We start from the raw sequence: 22,331 nt of genomic DNA, 5'->3' as shown, positions 1-22,331 counted from the left end.
CGGACCGTCAAATTGCCGAGTCATCGTTGCCACTGACGACACGGCACATTTGTTGGATGTTTAGGAACGAGCGGAAAATGACTGTCTGATATTGTGGCCGAACGCTCCGCGGTCGACCATTCCGACCGCGGAGCGTTCGGCCACTTATTTTCCGCTCGGTCCCTTAATTCGTTCCAACGTGAGACGATTGGTAGAGTCGTTGGTGCAATTCGTGGAGTTCTTCGGCGGGGATTTTGATGACCTTGCGGTCGCAGCTCATCAAACCGTTGATCTCGCCTTCGACGTCGGTCGTCTGCGTGTAGACGCCGCCGGCGATGCCTTTTTGACGCAACTCATCGAAAATCTCAAGCGACTTGACATAGCGACCGCGGTATTCCGCCTTCGTTTTCGGCAGGAACGGTGATCGAAATCTCGCCGGCGATGCTACGGGAGTGGGCCACCTCTTGGTCACCATCTTTGACGACAACGCGTATCATGGCGACGGCATCGCTGTTCTCAATCTCCGGTGTAACCTTGATCGTCCCAGCTTCGGCATCGGTCAAAATAGTCAGGTCACTGATGTGGCTGGCAGGTACCTGCTCGGTCCACACGGTTTGCCACACGCCGGAAACTTGGGTGTACATGATACCGCCGGGATTGCGGCGTTGTTTCCCATTGAGCTGCCATGCCTCGGTGGCATCAGTAATGTCAAACGTAAACGGTGTATTGCCACCAACATGTTTGCCTACCGAGGCACCATTCACAAAAATCTCGCTCGCATAGTCCACGGCTTCGAAATGCAGCAACGTACGCTGGCCCGCGGACGGTTTCGTATGGAATTACCCATTCGCTGCTAGCCCCGGTTCTCGAAACGCTCCGCGGTTCACGCGGTAACCGGGGCTAACGCTGGACCGCTAAATCTTTGGAGCTGACGCGATTATCCTGCCTTGCATTTTGATTCCAAGCGAAGCAAAAACTTTCCAGTCTCCCCTCTGCCCCGCTTCGGAAGAGAGGAGAGACGGGACAATGGAGTCTGGTCTTTAGGAGGCGGAGATGCAGAAGAAAACTTGCGCAATGCAAAAGCATTGCACCCCCAAAGGTTTAGCGGTCCAGCCTAACGCCCAAACGGCTAATAGGGTTATCCGGGACAAACAACCCGAACCTGCTTATCCCAGAACGGATGCGCATGTGCTTATAGGGAAACAAGCCTACTTTGTTGAGAACGAAAACACGGTCTGTGTTTGATAGGTTTCACCAGGATTCAGGATCGTCGACGGGAAGTTCGGTTGATTGGGGCTGTCGGGGAAATGTTGAGTTTCCAAGCAGAAACCACTGCGGTGCAGATAGTTTTTACCGGACTTGCCCTGCAAGCGACCGTCGAGGAAGTTGCCGCAGTAGAACTGGATGCCCGGTTCGGTGGTACTGACCGTCAACAACCGGCCGCTGGTAGGATCGTACACCTCGGCAGCGAGCGTTGGCTTGTCCGATTCGCCGTTTTTGTCGAGCACCCAGTTATGATCAAAACCACCGCCGAAGACGAGCTGTTCGTTGTCGACGCCGATATCACGACCGATGGCTTTAGCTGTTGTGAAGTCAAACGGTGTGCCCGCGACCGCTGGTATCTCACCGGTAGGGATCAACCCCTGATCGACCGGCGTATAATGGCTCGCGTTCAGTTTCAATTCGTGGTCGAGAATCGTACCCTCGCCCTCGCCCTTGAGATTGAAATAAGTGTGCTGAGTGAGATTGACCGGCGTCGCTTTGTCCGTCGTCGCGTGATAGTCGACGACGAGCTGGTTGTCGTCGTTGACGGTGTAGGACACCGTGACATCGAGGTTACCGGGATAGCCTTCCTCCATGTCTTTGGCGAGATAATTTAGCGTGATCGAATGGTTGTCCACGGATTTCACCGTCCACACGACTTTGTCAAAACCAATGACACCACCGTGCAAGGAATTCTCTCCGTTATTAACCGCCAATGAATAGGTTTCACCAGCGAGCGTGAACGTCCCTTTCGCGATCCGGTTACCATATCGGCCGACAACGGCGCCGAAATAGGGTTTATCGACGGCATTGATGTATCCTTCGACATTGTGGTAACCGAGCACCACATCGGCCTGATTGCCATCTCGGTCGGGGACCAAGATCGACGTGATGATCGCACCATAGTTGGTCACCTTGACGGTCATGCCATGGTCGTTGCGGAGCGTGTACAGTTGGATCGAATCAAAATCTTCGACCACGGCGTCCGAAGCAGCTGGGGCCGACGAGAGATTGAGCGTCATTAGTAAAGCCAAACAGGTTAAAGGAAACGTTCTCATATGGGTTCCTGGACGAGTGGGGTCGGAGGAGTGGGGTCCGGAGCGAGCACGGAAAAGTCAGCAAAGCTGATATAGATGGTGAAGACAATTGCGATCAACAGGCAGCCTACCGGTCCAGCATATCGCCAAGGCGTCATGTCGACCGCACCAACGTCCTGTTGTTCGAACTCGGTTTCTCGCGGCCAAATTTCGCCGATCACCAACATCAAAATGACCAACCATGAAAACATGAGGCCGAGAAAATGAAAATCGTGGAGTGAGGCGACAATCTTGTCAAACGGCGGGACGAAGTAACCGATCGCAATCCCCACGAATCCAGCCAGCAAGGCAATCTTCGCGGCGATTGCCGGCACACGGCGGGTTAACATTCCGATCAGGACGACGGCAAAGATGGGAATGAAGTACATGCCGTTCATCTTTTGCAAATATCCAAACACGCTCGTCGTTTGCGCCAACAACGGTGCCACGCTCATCGCGACGATGGCCACAATCCAACCGAACACTTTGCCCGACCGCACCACACTGGCTTGATCGGCATCCTTGCGAAAGACACCCTTGTAGAGTCCCAGGCTGAACAGCGTGCAGGAACTGTTCAGTGCCGAGTTGAAACTGGACAGCACCGCACCGATCATGGCGGCCGCAAAGAAGCCTGTCAGCGGTGGCGGCAAGACACGGTTGACGAGTTTGCCGTACGCCTCGTCTGGCTTGATTGCCTGGTCTGCAAACATCGAAAAGGCAATCATCCCAGGCACGACGAGAAATAGCGGGCCGAGCAGTTTGAGAGCCCCGGTCAACAACACGCCTTTTTGGCCCTCGGCGAGACTACTGGCCCCAAACGTTCGCTGGATGATCTGTTGGTTGGTGGTCCAGTAAAACAACTGGATGATGAAGACGCCCGAAAAAATGGTCCCAAAGGGTACCGAGCTGTTGGGCCCGCCGACCGAATTGAAGCGTTCACGCTGCTCATCGAGCAGCGACTCCGCACCGGCGACGATGCCCGCGTCCCCGCCGAGGGCCGACAATGCAAAGCCAGTAATCAGTAACCCGCCAACGAGCAGGCCCACCCCATTGAGGGTGTCCGACACCGCGACCGTTCGCAAACCGCCAAACAATGCGTAAATCGAGCCCACAATCCCCACGGCCCAAACGATCAACCATAAGGACAACGTATCCGGGGCCATGTCCAGAGTCTGCGGCAGACCGCCGAGCAGCGAGGGCACGTCGAGAATCCCCATCATCCCCAGGGCACCGGTGTACAAAATGATGGGCAGCAAAATCCCCACGTAGGCCAATAGAAAAATCAAATTCGTGACCACCTGAGTCTGGTGATCAAAGCGAATCTCGAGGTACTCCGGCACCGTCGCCACGCCGCTCTTGAGGAACCGCGGCAGGAAAAACCAGGCCATGAATACCAGCGCGATCACACAGACGACCTCCCATACCATCACGCACAGACCGTCCGTGAAGGCGAGACCATTGAGCCCCACCATCTGCTCAGTCGATAGATTGGTCAGCAACAGGGAACCGGCGATCAGCGGGAACGTCAGCGACCGCCCGCCGAGAAAATACCCCTGGGTGCTGGTGTGATCATCCTTCCGGGTAATCCACCACGTCAGTACGCCGACCAAGCCGGTGAAAAACAGAAATGAGACGATCGTGATCGCGAGATCCATGCGGGGCCTTCATGCACAGTAGAATGGTGAGCGTGCCGCTCCACGTAGGAACGAGCGGAAAATAGGTGGCCGAACGCTCCGCGGTCGGAATGGGCGACCGCGGAGCGTTCGGCCACAATTTCAGACAGTCCTTTTCCGCTCGTTCCTTAACGCTGCATAGACTTGAAGCAAAATCGTCAGAAACGACGTTTTTTGAGGATCGCGGCGATGGCGGCGCCCCGCAGAGTACTCAAGCCAATGGCGTCGATCGGCACAGAACCCCTACTTTAACGGCATGGAGCGAAATAACAATGAGTTTGGCAGCGCAATTCTCATTTCAGCGTGCCCCCCAAAGGACTACTTTTCTGACTGGCTCAGACAGCCTGTTAAGCCGATAAAGTAGGGTCGGACTCTTGAGGGAACTTTTCCCGGTTCGTCAGCGTCTGACGACGTAGGTGTGTTGCGACTAGTGCAATCGTTTTCTCCAGTCGTCAGCGGCGCAAACCCTTCATGGAACGTGATTTTCGTTGCTAAATAGGGCTTGCCAAGTACACTCGCATCGCGAGACTGAGCTAAAATTGCGCAAGTCTCGCAGCTTGTCTAGATTCGCACTCTCGACGCGACCGCTTTTTGGTGCTGTTATGTGGCATGAGCGGTAAATCAGCTTTCGAGATTGTATTTGCAACATGAATTCCAGCTTCCTGTCCTCCGCTTCGCGTGACTCTGTCGGTCACGGGGCTTTGGGGCAGCAACACGAGGCCACTGATGACCATCGGTAAACCGGGCAAATCTTCTTCCAATCGCAGTTTTCGTAGTGTTCTGGCTGATCGGCTGGGGTTGGTCGGCCGCGATGGCGGCACTCGCAAGTCAAGCAAACGCTCCTCGAGCGCCCGCAACCGACGGGCTGCAATCGAACGGCGATTGAATACGCAAACGCTCGAACCGCGCCAGTTATTGGCAGGCCCCGAGCTCGTCGGCATCCAGCCCAATAGCGGTCAATTGATTCAAGGCGGGTCTTCGCTAGGCAATGCCGCCCTGATCAATCCAACGGTGTTGCAGACATCCCCCAACGAGTTGCTCTTTCAGTTTGATGACAATTCATCGATCGATGTCTCGACGTTGCTCAATTCCGTCGGGGCGAACGATGGTTCGGTCTCAACGAAGGGGCTGAGCATCACCCGTGCGGGGACCGACGGCGGTTTCGAAACGGCCAGTGCGATCACCGATTTTGGTACCAGCAGCAACGCCCAGGTCGTCAATCAGGTCGAAGTTGAGTTCCGCGCCTCGAAACTGAATCCAGGCGTCGAGGGCAATGGCACCGTCGTCCGTTTGACGAGCGCCAACCTCCCGCTCAGCTCTGCTCCGGTTCTCATTACCGCGGCAGATCCCGATTTAAAAACCATCGATATTCGGCTCAACAGCAACCCCACCCGTCCCGCGACGGTGGCCGATTTGCTCCGAGCGCTCAACGCCTCGCCAGCCAACCAGGTTGTCACCGCATTCTCGGTCAATGGTTCGACCCAGACCCCCATCGGCAACCAACTGCCCGCCGGTGGGCAGACCTTGACGCTCGATGGTGCCAATACCGCTCGTGCAGTTTCGGATTTGGGCTTGGGGGCAACGACGCAGGTGCGGTTCCTGGCCAGCCAGTCGGGCGAAAGTGGTCGCTCCATCGACGTTAAAATCGTCGGCGCGAACCTCGGTTCGTCATCGACACCCTTGGTCAGCGTGGCCAATAGCATCGTCACGGTCCGCATTAACACTGCATCGGGAGCTCGCACGACCGTTGGTCAGCTGATCACCGCGGTAAACAACAGCCCAACGGCCTCGAAGTTGATCGCCGCATCGCTGCAGCGAGGGAACGCCGCCGCCCCCATCGCCGCGGGCTTCACCACCGTCACGCCGACCACACCGAACGGTTTGCCGCTACAGGGCGCTACTGACACCGTGGTCACCCCCGGTTACGTCGGGATTGGTGACAGTCCCAACGAGGTGGTCTTCCGGTTCGCTGAGGCGCTCCCCGATGATACCTATCAAATCGAAGTGTATGGCAGCGGCGACCGAGCGCTGCGAAACACCAACGACGAAGCGTTCAACGATGGCATGGACTTCGCCGTCCAATTTGGTATCAACGCGCCGCCGCGTGTACTGGCCGTCGTGCCCGAACCCGTATCGAAAGTGGACGGGCGGTTAATCTCCGAACCGAACGTAGCGGAGGTGTATTTCACCAGCGATGTCAACGCGTCGGTACTCAACAAAGACTTCTACACGGCGGTGTTCACCCGCGACACAGTGACCGGTGGTGACGACCAACCGATCAAGCCCATCAGCGTCGAACCGCTCGACGGTCGCACCGACGCGGTCCGCGTGATCTTTGCCTCGCCATTCTCGCGAACACCTGATCCCGACAACGCGGGAGCCTTCATTGATGGCGCGGTCCGATTTCGCATTGGCGATCAAACGCTGCTGCCATCGGATCCGAGCGTGATCCCGGTGACCGAGGCGGGAGATAGCATTTCACGCAATCCATTATCGCCGGTGACCGAACCGGGGGCGATGGTGATCGGTGCATTCAACGGCAGCAATACCGATCAAACGACCAGTGTCCGCTTGACCGGCGGCAGCATTATCAACCCGACCAACTACGACCTGCAGTACCCCGGCGGATCGGACTATGAGGGTGTCCGCGATATTCGCGCGGACGATCCCACCCGTAACGACCGCGTGGTACCGCTGGGGATTTGGCGGGAAGACGGCGACATGACGCCCGGCATCAGCACGGTCTACTACAACTTCCCCGATCAGATTCAGGGTGAGGATTTTGGTACCCAGACGACGGACCTGAATCAAACCTACCTCAACCTGATTACCGAACAACAGAAACAACGCGTTCGCGAAGTGGCGTCGTTGTTCAGCGAATATCTCGGTGTGCAGTTCATCGAAGTCGGACAGGATGCCGCTGCGGCCATCTCGAGTGCTAGTTTCAACGGCTCGCCGGGCCCCATCTACAGCATCACCGTGGGTGAACTCGCCGGGACGTTTGATGGCAGCGGCGTGCTCGTTAACAGCGCCGCCGGCGGTGTCACCGTCGCCACACGCAACCTCGACGACCAGGGAAAGACCTTCCTGGCGGGAGATTCGAATGCACAAACAACCAACGGAAACGAGTTAATCGTTCTCGATGGCCAAGATTTTGATCAGAGCACCGACGACTTCACCGGCGGCGAGTTCTTCCGCGGCGTGTTCCTCGGCGTCGGTCAGCTGCTGGGTTACGGATACGCCGATCATCTGCCGCAGCCGATCACGCAGTCGACCGAGAGCGTGCTCGATCCGATCATGCCGACGCAAAATCAGATTCCCGCGACCACCGATTCGCTGCTGCAACCCAACGAAGCGTCGTACCCCGCGCCGGCAGATATCGTCAATGGCCAATATCTGTACAAGCCCGAGAGCAACGACATTGACTTGTACAAGTTCACGTTGGCCAATGCGGGCACGATCAACATCACAACGATCGCCGAGCGATTGGCATCGTCGAGCACGCTCGACACGATGCTGCGGCTGTACAAAATTGAGAGCGGCGTGCCAATCGAAATTGCCGCCAACGATGACTACTTCAGCAACGACTCGATGATCGAAGTCAAGCTGCAAGCGGGTGAATACGCCGTCGGCGTCAGCGCGTCGGGCAACGACAATTACGACCCGATCATTCCCGGAACGGGCATCGGTGGTGTGACCCAGGGCGACTACGAAGTCTCGATGACCTTCACGCCGACCACGTCGGCGGCCAACGCCATCTCCGACGGCAGCCAAGTGCTCGACGGCGACGCGGACGGCAAAGCCGGTGGATTGTTCCAATATTGGTTCGAACCCAACGATTCCAACACCACCGTTTTCGTCGACAGTTCGGCGACCAGCCCGGGAACCGGTACTGCGGGATCGATCACCAATCCATTCAAAACGCTCAATGCGGCATTCCAAAATGTGGAATCACGCCGGCTCTCGGCAAACGCGGTGGAAGTCGTTCGTGTGGTCAGCGGTGGGACCTACCAGATTGGTCGGAACCAAAACGGAGCGGCATTGACCACGGGTGAACTGACTGATGTTCAGGTCCCCAAGGACGTCAACTTGATCCTCGACGCGGGCGTGACGTTCGAGATGCGGGGCAGCCACATCGGCGTGGGCAGCACGTCGGCCTCACGCGATAGCAGCAATTCCTCCATTCAAGTGCTCGGCACACCGGACGCACCGGTCCAGTTGATCGGCTTCGGCACCAACCCTCAACGGGGCACCTGGGGTGGTATCGATCTTCGCGGCGACATTGACTTCGCCGATGACAGCCGCGTGAACATGGAAAACAATGGCGTTTTCCTCAACCACATCCAATACGCCGACATTCAACATGCAGGCGGCGTCGTCACGATCGATGGTGTGCCTCAGACCGTCGCCGCGATCGAACTGGCCGACACCCGCGCCACCGTTATCAACAGCATCATCTCGCTGTCGGCGGATGCCGCCATTGCGGCCACGCCTGACACATTTGCAGAAACTCGCTTCGACGAATCTCGTTATCAAAACGAGGTCGCCGCCGGGGCGGGATTGTCACCCTACTTCACGAGCGATTTTGTTCGCGTTGGGCCGCAAATTCGTGGCAACACAATTCTGGACAACACCTACAACGGATTGTTGATTCGCATCGACACACCGACCGGTGGCAGTCTCGAAACGCTCGATGTCAACGCTCGGTTTGACGACACGGACATCGTCCACATCTTAATCGAAAATCTCAAGATCGAAGGCAATCCGGGCGGCCCGGTTAGCTTGCACGAGCCCCCGAGCCTGTTGCTCGCCCAAGCCAATGCGGTTGCCAACGCCCCGACGACTCCCAGCCAGGTCGCCGGCGCCGTGCCAGCGGGTAGCTATGCCTATCGCCTGACCTATGTGACCCGAGACGGATTTGAAAGTGCAGCGAGTGACGCCAGTGTCACGGTGACGCTCACTGACACGGGCAAAGTCCAGTTAAACAGCCTGCCAACGGTTGCGAGCGATACGGACTATACCGGTCGCCGCTTGTATCGTGCCCCCGTCATAGGAACGGACGCCAATGGGCAGCCCATCTTTGGCGAGTTCGTACGCGTGGCGCGTCTGAACACCAGCTCCACTTCGTTCGAAGATAAGGTGGCCGTGGGTCTGACCCCGCTCGACCCCGAGCGTGTGAGTGAGACGGGACTCGCCTTGGCGGGGCGGTTGGATCCCGGCCTGACGATTGATCCAGGTACCGTTGTCAAACTCAATCAAGCGCGGATTGATGTGACATTCGGCGCTCGATTGTTTGCCGAAGGGACCGCGACAGCTCCGATCGTGATGACCAGTTTGAACGACCGCCGCTATGGTGCCGGTGGCACGTTCAACACAAACGGCCTATTCCAAGACTCAACGCCGGGCGCCGCTTCGGCCCTGCAAGCGGGTGATTGGGGCGGCGTGTTCGTCGCCTTTGGAGCAGAGGCTTCGTTTGATCACGCGGTCTTGGCCGGCGGTGGCGGAACGACACGAGTCGAAGGCGGCTTCGCCAGTTTCAACGTGATCGAAGCCCACCAGAGTGAATTGCGAGTCGCCCACACACGATTCGAGAGCAACGACGACGGGCGTTCCTTTGTCAACGATGATGACAACAGCAGCAACAACCCCGACGATCCTCGCGAGCAACGTGTCGGGCGAGTCAACAACGCCAGCGGAACGATCTTCGTCCGCGCCTCCCAGCCGGTGATCATCGACAGCACGTTTGTGGATGGCAACGGCCCGACGATGACATTCGACGTCAACAGTTTCAGCTGGCAAGAGGTCACTGACCATGGTCGCTCGACGGGCAATCCCGACGCCGTCAACATGGCCGATAATCTCGACGCACTGACCCTGCGAGGCAATAGCGGCCCGCTGATCAAAGGCAACGCGATCAATACCGACGGCAGCGACAATGGCGGTCTCGCCGGTGTCGAAGTTCGCGGTGGCACCGTCGCCACGGAAGTGGTGTGGGACGATACCGACATCGTGCACATCGTTCGTGATACGATCGAAGTCCCCAATCAACATATCTACGGTGGACTGCGTTTAGAGAGTGACGCCCGGGCGTCGCTCGTCGTCAAGTTCGCCAGCCAAGATGCCAATGTCGACGACGCGCTGCTGCAGCGACGTGCTGGAATCATCGTTGGCGGCAACAGCTACACCGCCGAAGACCAGCTGATTGACATTGCCGATCGCGTGGGCGGAAGTCTGCAGATTGTCGGCATGCCCGATTTCCCCGTCGTGCTGACCGCCCTGAGCGACGATGCCGTGGGTGCCGGTTTCACTCCCGACGGCCGCGCCAACGTCGACACGGACAACAACGGGATTGTCCTCGACCAACGGACCTCCACTGCCGGCGATCGCCTGCCGCCGCTGCTGCCGCTGAGTCCATCATTCGGAAACAATGATTCGGAAGTGGATCTCGGACGTGAAGGCGGCAGTGTCGCCCCCGATGCGCCTTATCTGATCGATAACGATGTCCCCACCAACGAGGTCGGACATCTGCAAACGACGGTGGAAAACGGCGGGCGGATCGACACGATCAACGTCACCGGATTTGACGCAGCCCAGCAACAACAGCTCGCCGCGGCCAACCTGGAATTCCTGTACACGACGTTCATCAATGTCACTCAGGACACTCTACCGGGCATCCCGAACCCGGCACCGGTCGAATTGTCCGACGCGTTCCTGCCAACACAACCGATCGCGATTGATTTGACGAGCGCAGATCGTGTGGTCAGCAGCGGGACGTATGACATCGACTATGAACTCGCTGGCAGCCCCGCCATTGGCACCCAGTATCAAACGATCTTCGGCCGCCAAATTCGCTGGAAAGCCGAGACCTTCATCCTCGATAACCGCGGCACCATCTACACCCAGCTGAGCTTCGAGACCGCCGACGGCTTGCCGTTTGATGCGGGCCGCGTGAAGTCGGTCGATGTCATCAGTTACGATAACAGCGGCAGCCCCGGTTTGAACGATGGCAACAACCTGTTGTATGAAATCGGGACGCCTGGCCAGACCGACTTCCGCCTGATGACGGTCAATCAAGATACCGGCGTCGCGTTCAGTCACGGCGGCGTCTACACCAACGACTCCTTCAACCAAAATAACGCCACCTACACGGGTTTCTCGGCGGGTTCCAATTACGTCCTCGGTCAGATCAACAATGATCAACTGGTGACCGGACTCAGCACGGCGCTCAACGGGGCACAGTTCCAAGCTGGACTGCAGTTCCTGCCGGCCGCACCAACCTTTGAAGGCATCACGGCGGGAACCTCAGCCATCGGTCCTGCGGGCGATTTTGACACCGCCCACCAATGGCGTCTCAACAACAGCGCCACCGAAGCTCTGGTGACTTCGTTCCTCGAATTCATCCCTTCGGATCCCGCTTCGGATCCCTTCCCATTCGATACATCGAGCAATCTGCCTGGCGTCGGTAGTTGGGATGGCATCGTCATTCGCGAAGCCGCCTCCGATTCCAATGCTTCGTTGACTGCAGAGAATGAACCGGCCAATGTGGGCAACAGCGACACCAACGCGTTGGCAAGTCGTTCACAATACCTCGGCGAACTCGCCCCCGACCGCGCTTCCGGTGACGAAAACCTTCGACTGGGATTGATCGTCGACGGCGAGCTTTCCAGTAGCGGTGACGTCGACGTGTACTCCTTCGTCGCCGAGGCCGGTACACAGGTCTGGCTGGACATTGACCGTACGGACTTGAGTCTCGACTCGATCGTCGAACTCGTCAATGCGAACGGCCAGACGATCGTGCTCTCCGATGATGCCATGGCCGAGGCTGCCGACATCGAAGAACTGCTCTCACTCGATGCCGCGGATCCCGCCACGGCGGCACGCCGTGCCGAATTGACCCGTCTGATCAGCTCTCGCACCGGCCGTGGTGCCGACGGACTGAACATCGACTCGGTGTTCGGATTGGCCACCGGCCAAGTCGACGCGAGTGCCGGAATCGCGGCGTTCCAAGACAACTATTCGATCAACTCTCGCGACGCGGGCATGCGAGTGGTTCTGCCGGGCGTGATCGGGCAAAAAACGCTCTATCATGTCCGCGTTCGCAGTGCGGTTTCGAACCAATCCAAAGCGACGCTGACGGCCGATGAAAAGAACAAAATGGTCGTGGGCAATACGAGCGACGTTGCCGTTAACGAAGAGGCCTTGCTCAATCAAGCCGGTGGCCTGCGTGCCGGATTGACCCAGGGTTCCTACCAATTGCAAGTTCGGATTGAGGAGCCAGACGTCTTCCCAGGCACCCAGATTCGATACAGCGATGTGCTGTATGCCGACAACGGCGTGCAAGTCATTGGTGGACCGATGCACAGCCCCTTGTCGGGCGAAGACTTCGAAACGGCCAGTGACAATGGCACACTCGCCAATGCACAGCGACTCGGACTCTACGATACACAGTTCACTGGCGATCCAGCACTGCCTGCCAATGTCGTCGTGCAACCCGATGGGTCGATTCTGATCTCGCGTGATGATGCTCTGACCAACCGCGTTGACGTCGCCTTGAATAATGGCGCCGGCCCCCTGTCTTCGGACCGCTTGGCCAAGAATATTTCCGGAACGATCGATGGCATCGATGACGTCGATTGGTATCAATTCGAGATCGAATATCAGCAACTCACCCGCGACGATGCCGCATTGTATCTCGCGACGGTTTTCGACATCGATTATGCCGACGGTGCCTCACGTGCCGACTTGTCACTGTACGTCTTTGACGCTGACGGGAACCTTGTGTTGATCGGTGGCGATTCGAATGTCGCCGATGACATCAGCTTGTCAGCCGGTGGCACGACGGACCTGTCCCGCGGATCATTCGGGACAGCGGACCCATACATCGGCTCGGCGGAACTTCCCGAGGGCACGTACTATGTCGCCGTGTCGAACAAATTCCAAACTCCTGCTCAGCTCGACCAATTCACCCAACGCAATGCCACGAACCCGTTGGTTCGATTGGAACCCATCGATAGCACGCGCCGGATCGCTGAAGAAGGTTTCAATAACCTCAATGGATTCTCGAACTACAGCCAGGTTGCCGAAGGGCCTGTGGTACCCGTCCTGTTCGACAATAATTCAATCGTCGATCAAACACTCGATGACGTGTTTTTATACGTCAACAGTGCCTCAGGATTATTCTTAGTCAATCCATTCACGGGTGCCCGATACGCTAATCTTGGTGGGTTTGGAACGCAGATCCGTGACGTCGCTTTCACCGCCAATGGTGAGTTGTTCGGCTACACGGTCCCGCAAAATCTCAATGACACGAGTTACCAGTACACTCGCATTGATACCGCGACAGCGGGTCTGACGAACATTGGGTCCACCGGCATCGCAACGTTCCAAGACCAAGATCTCGAAGAGCCGCCGGCGGCGCAAATTCTTGATGAAGCCAGCGACGACGGACTGATCGTCGAAGCGATCACGATCCGCTCGCGATTCGGCAACGAGCAGGGGTTCTTGGTGGCCGACCGTCCGGTGGCCCGTCAAGGCTTGACACCGGGAGCGGGACTGGATCGTCAAGGTTACACTCAGAACATTCTCTATGCGTTTGACAATCAGACCGGTGAGGCAACCGGCCCTGATTTTGGTCTGACATTGAGCAACGCTGGTGCCGGCACGGACATTCGAGAAATCGGACAGATCGACACCCACGACGATCCCGATGACGGCCAGCCCGAGGACGCCAACGTCATCGGCGTGTCGGCCGCTACGGCAGTCGATGCAAGTGGAGTTGCCGTTCCGCAATTGTTCGACGGCGACAGCTTCACGCTGACCAATGGCACCGATTTCGTCACGTTTGAATTGAATCAGGGTTACACCTTGATCTCATCCAATCCGGCGACCATTGCCAATGGAACGCTGCTCAACGTAACGTTGCCGGGTCGCACACCCGTTCGGTTTGAGCTCACCAACGCAGCCAATCCGACGACACCGGGTAACGTTGTGATCCCGATCGATCGCACGGCCAGTAACACGGTGTTCGTCGAAACGATCGCCAAGGCGATCCAGGCCCAGGGCATCCCTGTATCCAACGCGGGTACGCAGTTGGCTCTGCCAACGGCGACGGCCGTCACCTTGACGCCGCCCGGTGGCACCGCCATCACTGGATTGACGCTCCAGGGTAGTAATCTTGTTCAACCGGGCAACGTTCCCGTCACGTTGCTGCCCACCGATTCGGCCGAGACACTCAGCAACCGGATTGTCCAAGCGATTTCAGTGGCGAATGCCAATGGCAGCTTGCCCACGGTCATTGGTACGTCGCTCGGAAACGCGGTGAGAATTACCGGTGTCGTCGTCAGCGCCGTTTCGGCCAGCGGAAATCTACAGCTCGGCGGGTTCGCCAATGGCGGCCGGATCACGGGTGTGGAGTTGATCAACAACGATCTCTACGCCGTCTCCAGCAACGGTGGGCTGTACTTCGTGCCCTCGTCCGCCATGGGCGTCAACGGAAACGCCGGCAGCAACAACAACGTCGGACAATACGTCCAATCGGCGACCGACCTTATCGGTATCAACTTCACCGGCCTGCGTGCGGGACCGAATAGCCTGCGGGACGCCGCCGGACGACAAATCCTCTTTGGAATCACCGGCAACGGAACGATCTATGCATTCAACCTCGAAGGTGAATTGCAGGGCGTCTTTGCCGGGGGCCGGACATCGATCGAAACGGGCGTGTCCAACGCGCAAGGGCTCGATTTCTCGACCCTCGATTTCAACCTGTGGCACGTCACCGATGCACGTGGCGACGACGATGGTCACGGCATCAATGATTCGTTCAGTGGTGCTCGGCCGGAGGAGAACGGCAATAACTCGCTCGTCTTCAATTACACCGCTGATGCGTTCAACAATCGCTATGCCTTTGGCGAAGCTCCTGTACAGAACTTGAACACCACCGCTGAAAACGTTCGCCAGGACGGTCAAGCGGTTGAAAACACCTACAACTTCCCCGGCGGTGCTCGCGGGGAGGTGCAGTCCAATGAGTTCTCGCTCGAGGGCTACGCAGCGGCTGACTTGCCGATGATGTATTTCAACTACTTCCTCGAGACCGACGGTGTTGACCAAGATCTCGACGCAAACGGCAACCCCATCAACAGCCTGTTTGACAACGACCGTGACTCGCTGCGAGTCTATGTCGTTGATCAGGCCGGCGTCGAACACCTTGTCGCCACTAACAACGAGGCCCGCAGAAACGGGACGCTCGACGACGAGTTTGATGATCCGGCTGAATTCGGCATCTACGACGATACGATCGACGTCGATGTACAGCAGCTCTTTGACAACACCGGCTCCTGGCGTCAGGCACGCGTGCCCTTGGACCAGTTCGCTGGTCAATCCGGGTTGTCACTGCGGATCGAGTTCGCAACCGCGGGCACCACATCGACGCTCACGGGAGAAATCCGTGCCGTCGGTGGCTCACAGCTCGTCGATGGCGAAACGCTCACCATCAATGGAGAAACATTCTCGATCGATTTGGCATCCACGGTCACGTTCTCCTCCGGGATTTCCCTGGCGCAGCTCTACACCGATCCCGCTGCCATTTCTTCGTTCACCGTCGATGGGCAGCAATACGTCCTCAATGACGGCACCCGCGTGATCCCCGCCGGGGCGATCTCCATCAACCTGCTGCAAGACTTCCCCGCGGGCACTGAACTCTCGGATCTCACCGCCGGCGATGTCGCTCGTGCGGTGGCCGCACCGTTTGACACTCAGGTCAAACTCAACCGCATGCTGCCCACGGGAACCGCGATCGAGCAGTTCTATGACGCCCACCCATTGCCTGTTGGCGTGGACCCGGACGACTACTACGCGGCGAATCCAGACCAACTGTACACGGTCTATCTCAATGGTACCGAGTTCATCCTGCTCGATACCGATACCGAACGTGCCGATCTGACACTCCCCTTCGACAACGATCTGTCGGCTGCCCGGCGTACGATCGATGTGTTGAGTCTCTACAAAGCAACTCATCCCGACGCACCAACGACCATCACGCTCGACGATTTGACGGCGGATGATGTCTCCGAGGTGGTCGGCTTGCGAATTGGCGAGACCGACGATGCAGTCGATTACAACCAACTCGTCCCATCGGGAACGGCGTTAGAAAACTACTACATCAATCGCGATACGACGTTCGTTGTCACGATCGATAACGTGGAATACGTGCTTGATGACGGATTGCGTAGTCTGCAATTGGGACAGATCAGTGTGCCACTCGGATCCGATGTGACACGGGCCGATATCCCCGGCGAATTGCAGGAAGTCGTGGAAGCCAACACGGGCGTTCAGGCACCCGTCTTCCAAACCGTGTCCCTGTTCAACTTCAGCGATGCGTCCGATCCAGTCGATCCATTTGGCAATGTCAATACCACCGGTGACACGGGCCGAAACGACTTGACCTATCAAGCGACTCCGCTGCCCTACAGTGGCGGCAATATGGTCGTCGAAGGACGCGGCACGCTCGGTACGATCACCCCGACGCAGATCACCAATCGTGGCGATGTCGATCTATCGAGTGTCGATGTCGTCGGAGGCACCACGGTCTCCGTAACCGTGACTGCAGATCAACCGGGTGTCACCAACAATGTCCGGTTCTTTGATAAGGCGGGCGTCGAACTCCGGTCGGCCAATGGCAATCTGCTGGCGACGACCAACCTCGCCGCAGGCACGATTTCGTTCGTTGCTCCCTCCGATGGCACCTATTACATCGGAATCAGCGGCCCAGAAAACGCGAGCTACGATCCACGGGTCGCCGGCAGCACCGATGCGGCACAAACGGGTGGCTACGCAGCGACCATTTCGATCGAGCCCGAAATCTTGATCATTGCGACCGATGCGAGCGTCGAGTTCAATGGTGTCGGCACGATCACCACACCAGCAACCAGCGGATTGTCGGTCAGCAACCAAAACCCGCTGACAGGCACCTCCATCGTTGTCAGCAGCAGCGACACGCCTGATGAAGTCGCGGTCGCTCTGCAACTAGCCGTGGCCAATCGTTTCGCAGGTGGCGACATCTCGTTGATCCCACGACTCGGCTCGGCCGTTCGCCTCCCCAACTTGACGTTCAGTGCCGATCAACTCGGTCCCTTCACGTCAACGGCGCAACGCTTTGGCGATCAATTCGGTGGCGACTATCAAGCCGGTGCGGTGGACAACGCCCACGAAGGTGCGTACATCGATGACATTGTCATCGGGTTTGCCGAACGGGGTGAACTGGTCACCTCCGCAACGCCCACAGCACCCGACGAACCCTTCGTGGATTCGGGCGAATTGTCACTGACAACGCCGGCCGAAACCGCACGCCCAACGCAATCGGGCCCCTACCAACTTGAGATTCGCGACGCCTCGGAATACATCGCTTCTGGCGACGTCAGCCGTGCTTTCCCGAACACAGTCGACGGCCGATTCCGTGCCTTTGATACCAACGAACGTTTGGTCTCGGGGGCCGTTTCGCTGATCACGAAACCCGCATCGGAGATCCTGGACGGATCGACATTCACGCTCGCGGGCGAAAATGAACGCGTCACGTTCGAGTTCGACGTTCTACCAGCAAGTGGTCCGAGCAACGGGTTCGCTCAGAACGCGAACCGTGTCGTCGTGCAGATTCGCTCCGATGCAACGGCTGCGGAAGTTGCCGATACGATCATCGCTCGCATCAACTCGCAACAAGTCAATTCGATACTCGGCGTGGTCGCTAACCGCGGTAACTTGACCCAAGCCAATACGCCCGGCAGTGTCCCGGACAAGCAGATCAACTTGGTCGGTGCCTCCTCGATTCGCACCAACGCCATCGGTGCCACCGCATTCGTATCCACGATTTCCAACGATCTACGCGGTGACTCGAATCGTGATCGCGTCGAACAGGGCGAGATCATCATCGAGAACACTCGGTTCAGCTATAACGAAGACGCTGGTCTGCAGATCTCTCGTGCCGCGGAAGAGTCCGTGATTTCGCAGAGTCCACTCGATGCAACGCCATCGGTACTCACCTACGCTCGCAACTTCAACGAACTCAATACGGAAAACCTCATCCCCGGTGTGGTCGTTCGCAATAACGAGTTTGCCTACAACCAAAATGTCGGAATCGACATTAGCGGTTTGGAAAACGGTGGGTTGGCGTTGCAGAATCCCGTTGGATTCGATCGCATTGTCAACAACACGCTTGTGGGCGGATCGATCACGCCAGCAGTCGGCCTCGGACCGCAGGTGTTCGCCGGAACGTTCTTCCCAGAAGGCGGAGTGTCGTTCGCCGACAGTGTGCTCGATAGCGAAACGGTACTCGGTCCGGATGTGGAGCACTCGTTCACCGATAGCGAAGCCGCCCTCGGATCACCGGATTGCTACGGCGTTTCAGCGACCGATCCCGAAAACGGATTGTTCACGTTCTCGCTCGGCTCGGGTGGACATGCGACATTCGTCTTCGATGATAATTTGCTGACCGGTAGCTCGAGCAGCCCCAACGACTTCATTGGCGTTGGCGACGGTGTCGCCGACCTCCAAATTTTCGAAGCTGGAATCCCCGAGCGGGTGCGTGTGGAAATCAGCCGCGACAACGTGACGTATTTCAATGTGGGTGAAATCTTCGGACTCGACAACAAAATCGATTTGGACGCCTTCGGCTTCGGTTTGAATGACCGCTTCTCATACGTGCGTCTGACCGACCTGTCGCCTGCAGGCACCAATAACTTCGGTGCCGCCGGAGCAGACATCGATGCGATCGGAGCGATTTCGACCGTACCGCGAGAAACGTTTAGTCCGGGCCAGACGGGGATCCAGGTTCAAGACAACGCCGCACCGACGCTACTCAATAACGTCGTCAGCAATTTCCAAACCGGTATTTCGATCCCGCCAACACCCTTGGCAACATCGGGACAGATTGACGTGTCCGCTGACCTGACCGTGATCGGTGCCACAACGTACTACCGCAACAACCAGCCGTCTCGGATCTCCGGTGTCGATGGCTACGGTCAATCGGCGCAGTTCATCAACCCGAGCGACCAGGTATTCGTCGATCCTTACAACCTGATCTTCACACCCCAGTCGCGAACTCCCATCATCGACAGCGGTATCGCATCGCTGGAAGATCGTGGTTCCTTGACCACGCTTCGCAATTCACTCGGCCTGCCGGTCAGTCCGATCGTGGCACCGCTCTACGATGCCAACGGTCAACTGCGAGTGGATGACCCAACATTCGCCACGCCACTCGGTGTGGGATTGAGCGGGTTTATCGATCGCGGTGCCGAAGAGCGTACCGATAACGAAGGGCCGCGATTCGTGCTGACGTCGCCGCGCGGCCAGGATTTGATCTTCGACGAAGATTCCAACCTGTTTGGTCGTTCGGTCACTCAAGGCTCGATCTACGACGCGTTTGAAATTCAATTGATCGACGGTATCCGGCCGGCCGACACCGGTTACGGGGTCGGTGTCAATGACAACACCGTGACGAGCGAAAATCTGCTCGTCACACGGTTGGTACTCGGCAGCACCGCGCCGGAAGTCCTGCAAGAAGGCATCGATTATCGCTTCGCATACGAACCCGCCGACAACACGATTCGCATCACGCCAATCGCAGGCATTTGGGACGACAACGCCGTCTACACTATCGAATTCCTGGGGGCTCAGGACGGCAGCGTGGAGGGCTACACGGCCGTCTTGAAAGCAGAGGCTGGGGTCAATTACAGCGATGGTGACCAAACCTTCATCGATGACGAAATCCTCGAAACCGAAGTCGGTATTCAACTCACGGTTCCTTCGGAATCTTTGATTTCCACCGATCCAGCGACCGGTATCTCGCAACCGGCAATCGGCGGACAAACCTTGACGGTCTTCGATGGCACTCATCAAGCGGTGACATTTGAATTTGTCACCGACGTGACCGAGCTGATTAACGCCGATGGCACACTGCCATCGACGGGTAACTATGCCATCAGTCTGCCCAGTACCTCGTCGCCCACTCGAATCGTGCAGTTGCTCGCTCAAGCGATCAACCAGCTCGTCGCGGCCCAACCCAACGTGCTCGATATCGAAGCGGTGTACTTGGACTCGGACACTGCGACGGCGAGTGATAGTGGCAGGTTGCAATTGCTCGGCACACCGAGCAACCCCAACAGCGATCAGAGCTACGTCGCCCTGGAAGACGATTCGATCTTCCGACACGTCAACCAAGAACTCGACGTGCAATTGCTACCGGATAGTTCGGTGGCTGCCGACGGCACACGTCTGACCAACTACAACGAGACAATCAACGTATTTGACGGCACACGAGAAATTGCCTTCGAATTTGATTCCGATGGCATCCTCAATGTGGTCGGACCGGATGTCAACCGAGTTGTCTTGTCGGTCAATGCCGATGCGTCGCCGCGAGAATTGGTGCAAACGTTGCTGCAAGGCTTCAGCGACGTGGGACTGGATGTGCAAGCATCCGGTGCGTCGGGCGTGTTCCGCATTCGCGGTACCAACGGCCCGATTTCAGTCACCAGTCTGAGTGGTGGGGCCCTCGTGACAGGCAACAGCCAAATTGGTGTTTCGCCTGGGTTCGGTTTGCAAATCCCAACCACTGATGGTGAAACCTCCTTGGCGGTCCAAGACGGCCAGTCGTTCACGATCGCACTCGGACTGAGCACTCCGGTCACGTTCGAAATTGACTTCGACGGCGACCTGCTCGATTCCGGTGCGACCCCGGTTACCGTCATCGGCGGCGGCCAAGGCGGCTCGCCCGATCTCCTCGCCAACGCGATTGTCGCCGCCATATCGGCTGCGTTCCCCTCGCTGACGCCTATCAATCACGGTGGTGGACAGATCACACTCGGTGGTGCCGACGACACCCGTCTGAACACCGCGAGCACCGTGCTCGAACCAATCGGTTCGGCCGGCGATCCTGCCGCTCAGCCGGTCGTCGTCCGCTATAACGACGACGCATCTACCGTCGCGGCGAGCTTCGCCGACGCCGCCATTGCGGCGGGACTCGGCGGGTCAGACGGCTCGGGTGTGAAATTGGTCGACACTCGCGTGCTACTGAAAACGACGAGCACGCCGCTTGGTGATTCCATCGTGACCGATTTCATTGCCGACAAAGCAGGCAATCGATTGCAACCGGCCTCCGAAAGGACGCCGTCGCAAGTCGAAATCCTGGTGGGTGATCTCTATGATTACGGTGACGCATCGCTCACCTTCGGTGGCGGTCAGCACTACCCGGTCTTGATCCAAAACAATGGCCCCCGCCACAAGATTGTCAACGATGATAACGACGCCTTGTACCTCGGTGCCTCGGTGACCGCCGATGTCAACGGCGCCAACGACGATGGTGACATCGACGACGGGGTCCTGCTGCTCGGAACACTGCAACCTGGCTTCACCACTGATTTCCAAGTCTCGTTTAACCAGGGTGCCAACGCACCTCTGCCAGCCAACGCGAGCTACCTCGACGCTTGGTTTGACTGGAATGGCGACGGGGTGTTCGGGAACAGTCCCGGTGAAGTGACGCGTGTCAGTTTCCCCGCGAACAACCCGTTCCTGATCAACACCATCTCGGTGAATGTGCCCGCCAGTGCCAATCTCGGCGACGTCCAAGCTCGGTTCCGGCTCAGCTACACCGAAAATCTTGACTCGCTCGGATCCGCCGACGCCGGCGAAGTCGAGGACTATATCTATACGGTCGTTGACAATCCGTTCACCGGTCCCAGCGATGCCGAGGACGTGAATGCCAGTGGCAACGTGACGCCGCTCGACGCACTGTTGATCATCAATGTGCTCAACACGAACGGTGGTCCGGTTGATTTGTCCAACGTGCCCGCTGGATTGGTCTTACCCGCCTTCCCGGATGTCAACGGCGACGGCATGATCACCTCCCTGGATGCCTTGCGAGTGATCAACCGGCTCAACGCTGAGAATCCCAACCACACTCCTGGCGGTGAACCGGTTCCAACAGCATCCGCCAACGCGGTCGTTTACAACCCCGTTGCCCCGGGTGTGATGGCAACCAATGCGACGGTCGCATTCGATCCGACGACCTCGACGATGTTCGCGCCGAATAAGGACGAGCCAGCCGGCGAGCCGCTACCGACGGAAACGCCTGTGCTGACCGAGACAACGAAGAAATCGTCTGAAACGAGTATTTTCGACTCGCCCATGACGATGCAACTCGACAGTATCGTGGACTCGATCGCCCAGGACCGACAGGACGCCCAATCGGCACCATCGGACGTCGGGACGTCTGCCATCGACGAGTTTTTCGCTGAATTGAAGTGACTCCGATCGGATTGGATCGATGAGAGAGAATGCGATTGAAGGGCGTCGGGAA

5 protein-coding genes are annotated in these 22,331 nt (G+C 57.8%); 1 reads left to right on the top strand and 4 read right to left on the bottom strand.

Annotated elements, in window-relative coordinates; genetic code table 11:
* Positions 1-163 precede the first annotated feature (163 nt).
* The 4 genes from SH410x_RS07890 to SH410x_RS07875 all read right to left on the bottom strand — a co-directional run bounded on the left by SH410x_RS07890 (position 164) and on the right by SH410x_RS07875 (position 3,973).
* Complete coding sequence (locus SH410x_RS07890) at positions 164-331, bottom strand: hypothetical protein (protein ID WP_473675967.1); 168 nt, start codon at positions 329-331, stop codon at positions 164-166.
* Positions 332-344: 13 nt separating this feature from the next.
* Positions 345-785, bottom strand: coding sequence for a glycoside hydrolase family 2 protein (locus SH410x_RS07885; RefSeq protein WP_473675965.1), 441 nt, complete (start codon positions 783-785; stop codon positions 345-347).
* A gap of 402 nt (positions 786-1,187) precedes the next feature.
* On the bottom strand, positions 1,188-2,264 hold the full coding sequence (locus tag SH410x_RS07880) for an aldose epimerase family protein (RefSeq protein ID WP_473675963.1): 1,077 nt from the start codon (positions 2,262-2,264) through the stop codon (positions 1,188-1,190).
* Positions 2,265-2,296: 32 nt separating this feature from the next.
* Positions 2,297-3,973, bottom strand: a complete 1,677-nt coding sequence (locus SH410x_RS07875; protein ID WP_473675961.1) for a solute:sodium symporter family transporter — start codon at positions 3,971-3,973, stop codon at positions 2,297-2,299.
* A 744-nt stretch (positions 3,974-4,717) separates the two neighbouring features.
* Between SH410x_RS07875 and SH410x_RS07870 the strand changes: the two genes are divergently transcribed.
* On the top strand, positions 4,718-22,279 hold the full coding sequence (locus SH410x_RS07870; RefSeq protein WP_473675959.1) for a dockerin type I domain-containing protein: 17,562 nt from the start codon (positions 4,718-4,720) through the stop codon (positions 22,277-22,279).
* The last annotated feature ends 52 nt before the right edge of the window (positions 22,280-22,331 follow it).

It is taken from the genome of Rhodopirellula sp. SH410 (genome assembly GCF_055811895.1).
The sequence above is the reverse complement of the archived record's forward strand: the minus strand, read 5'-3'. Positions and strand labels throughout refer to the sequence as shown.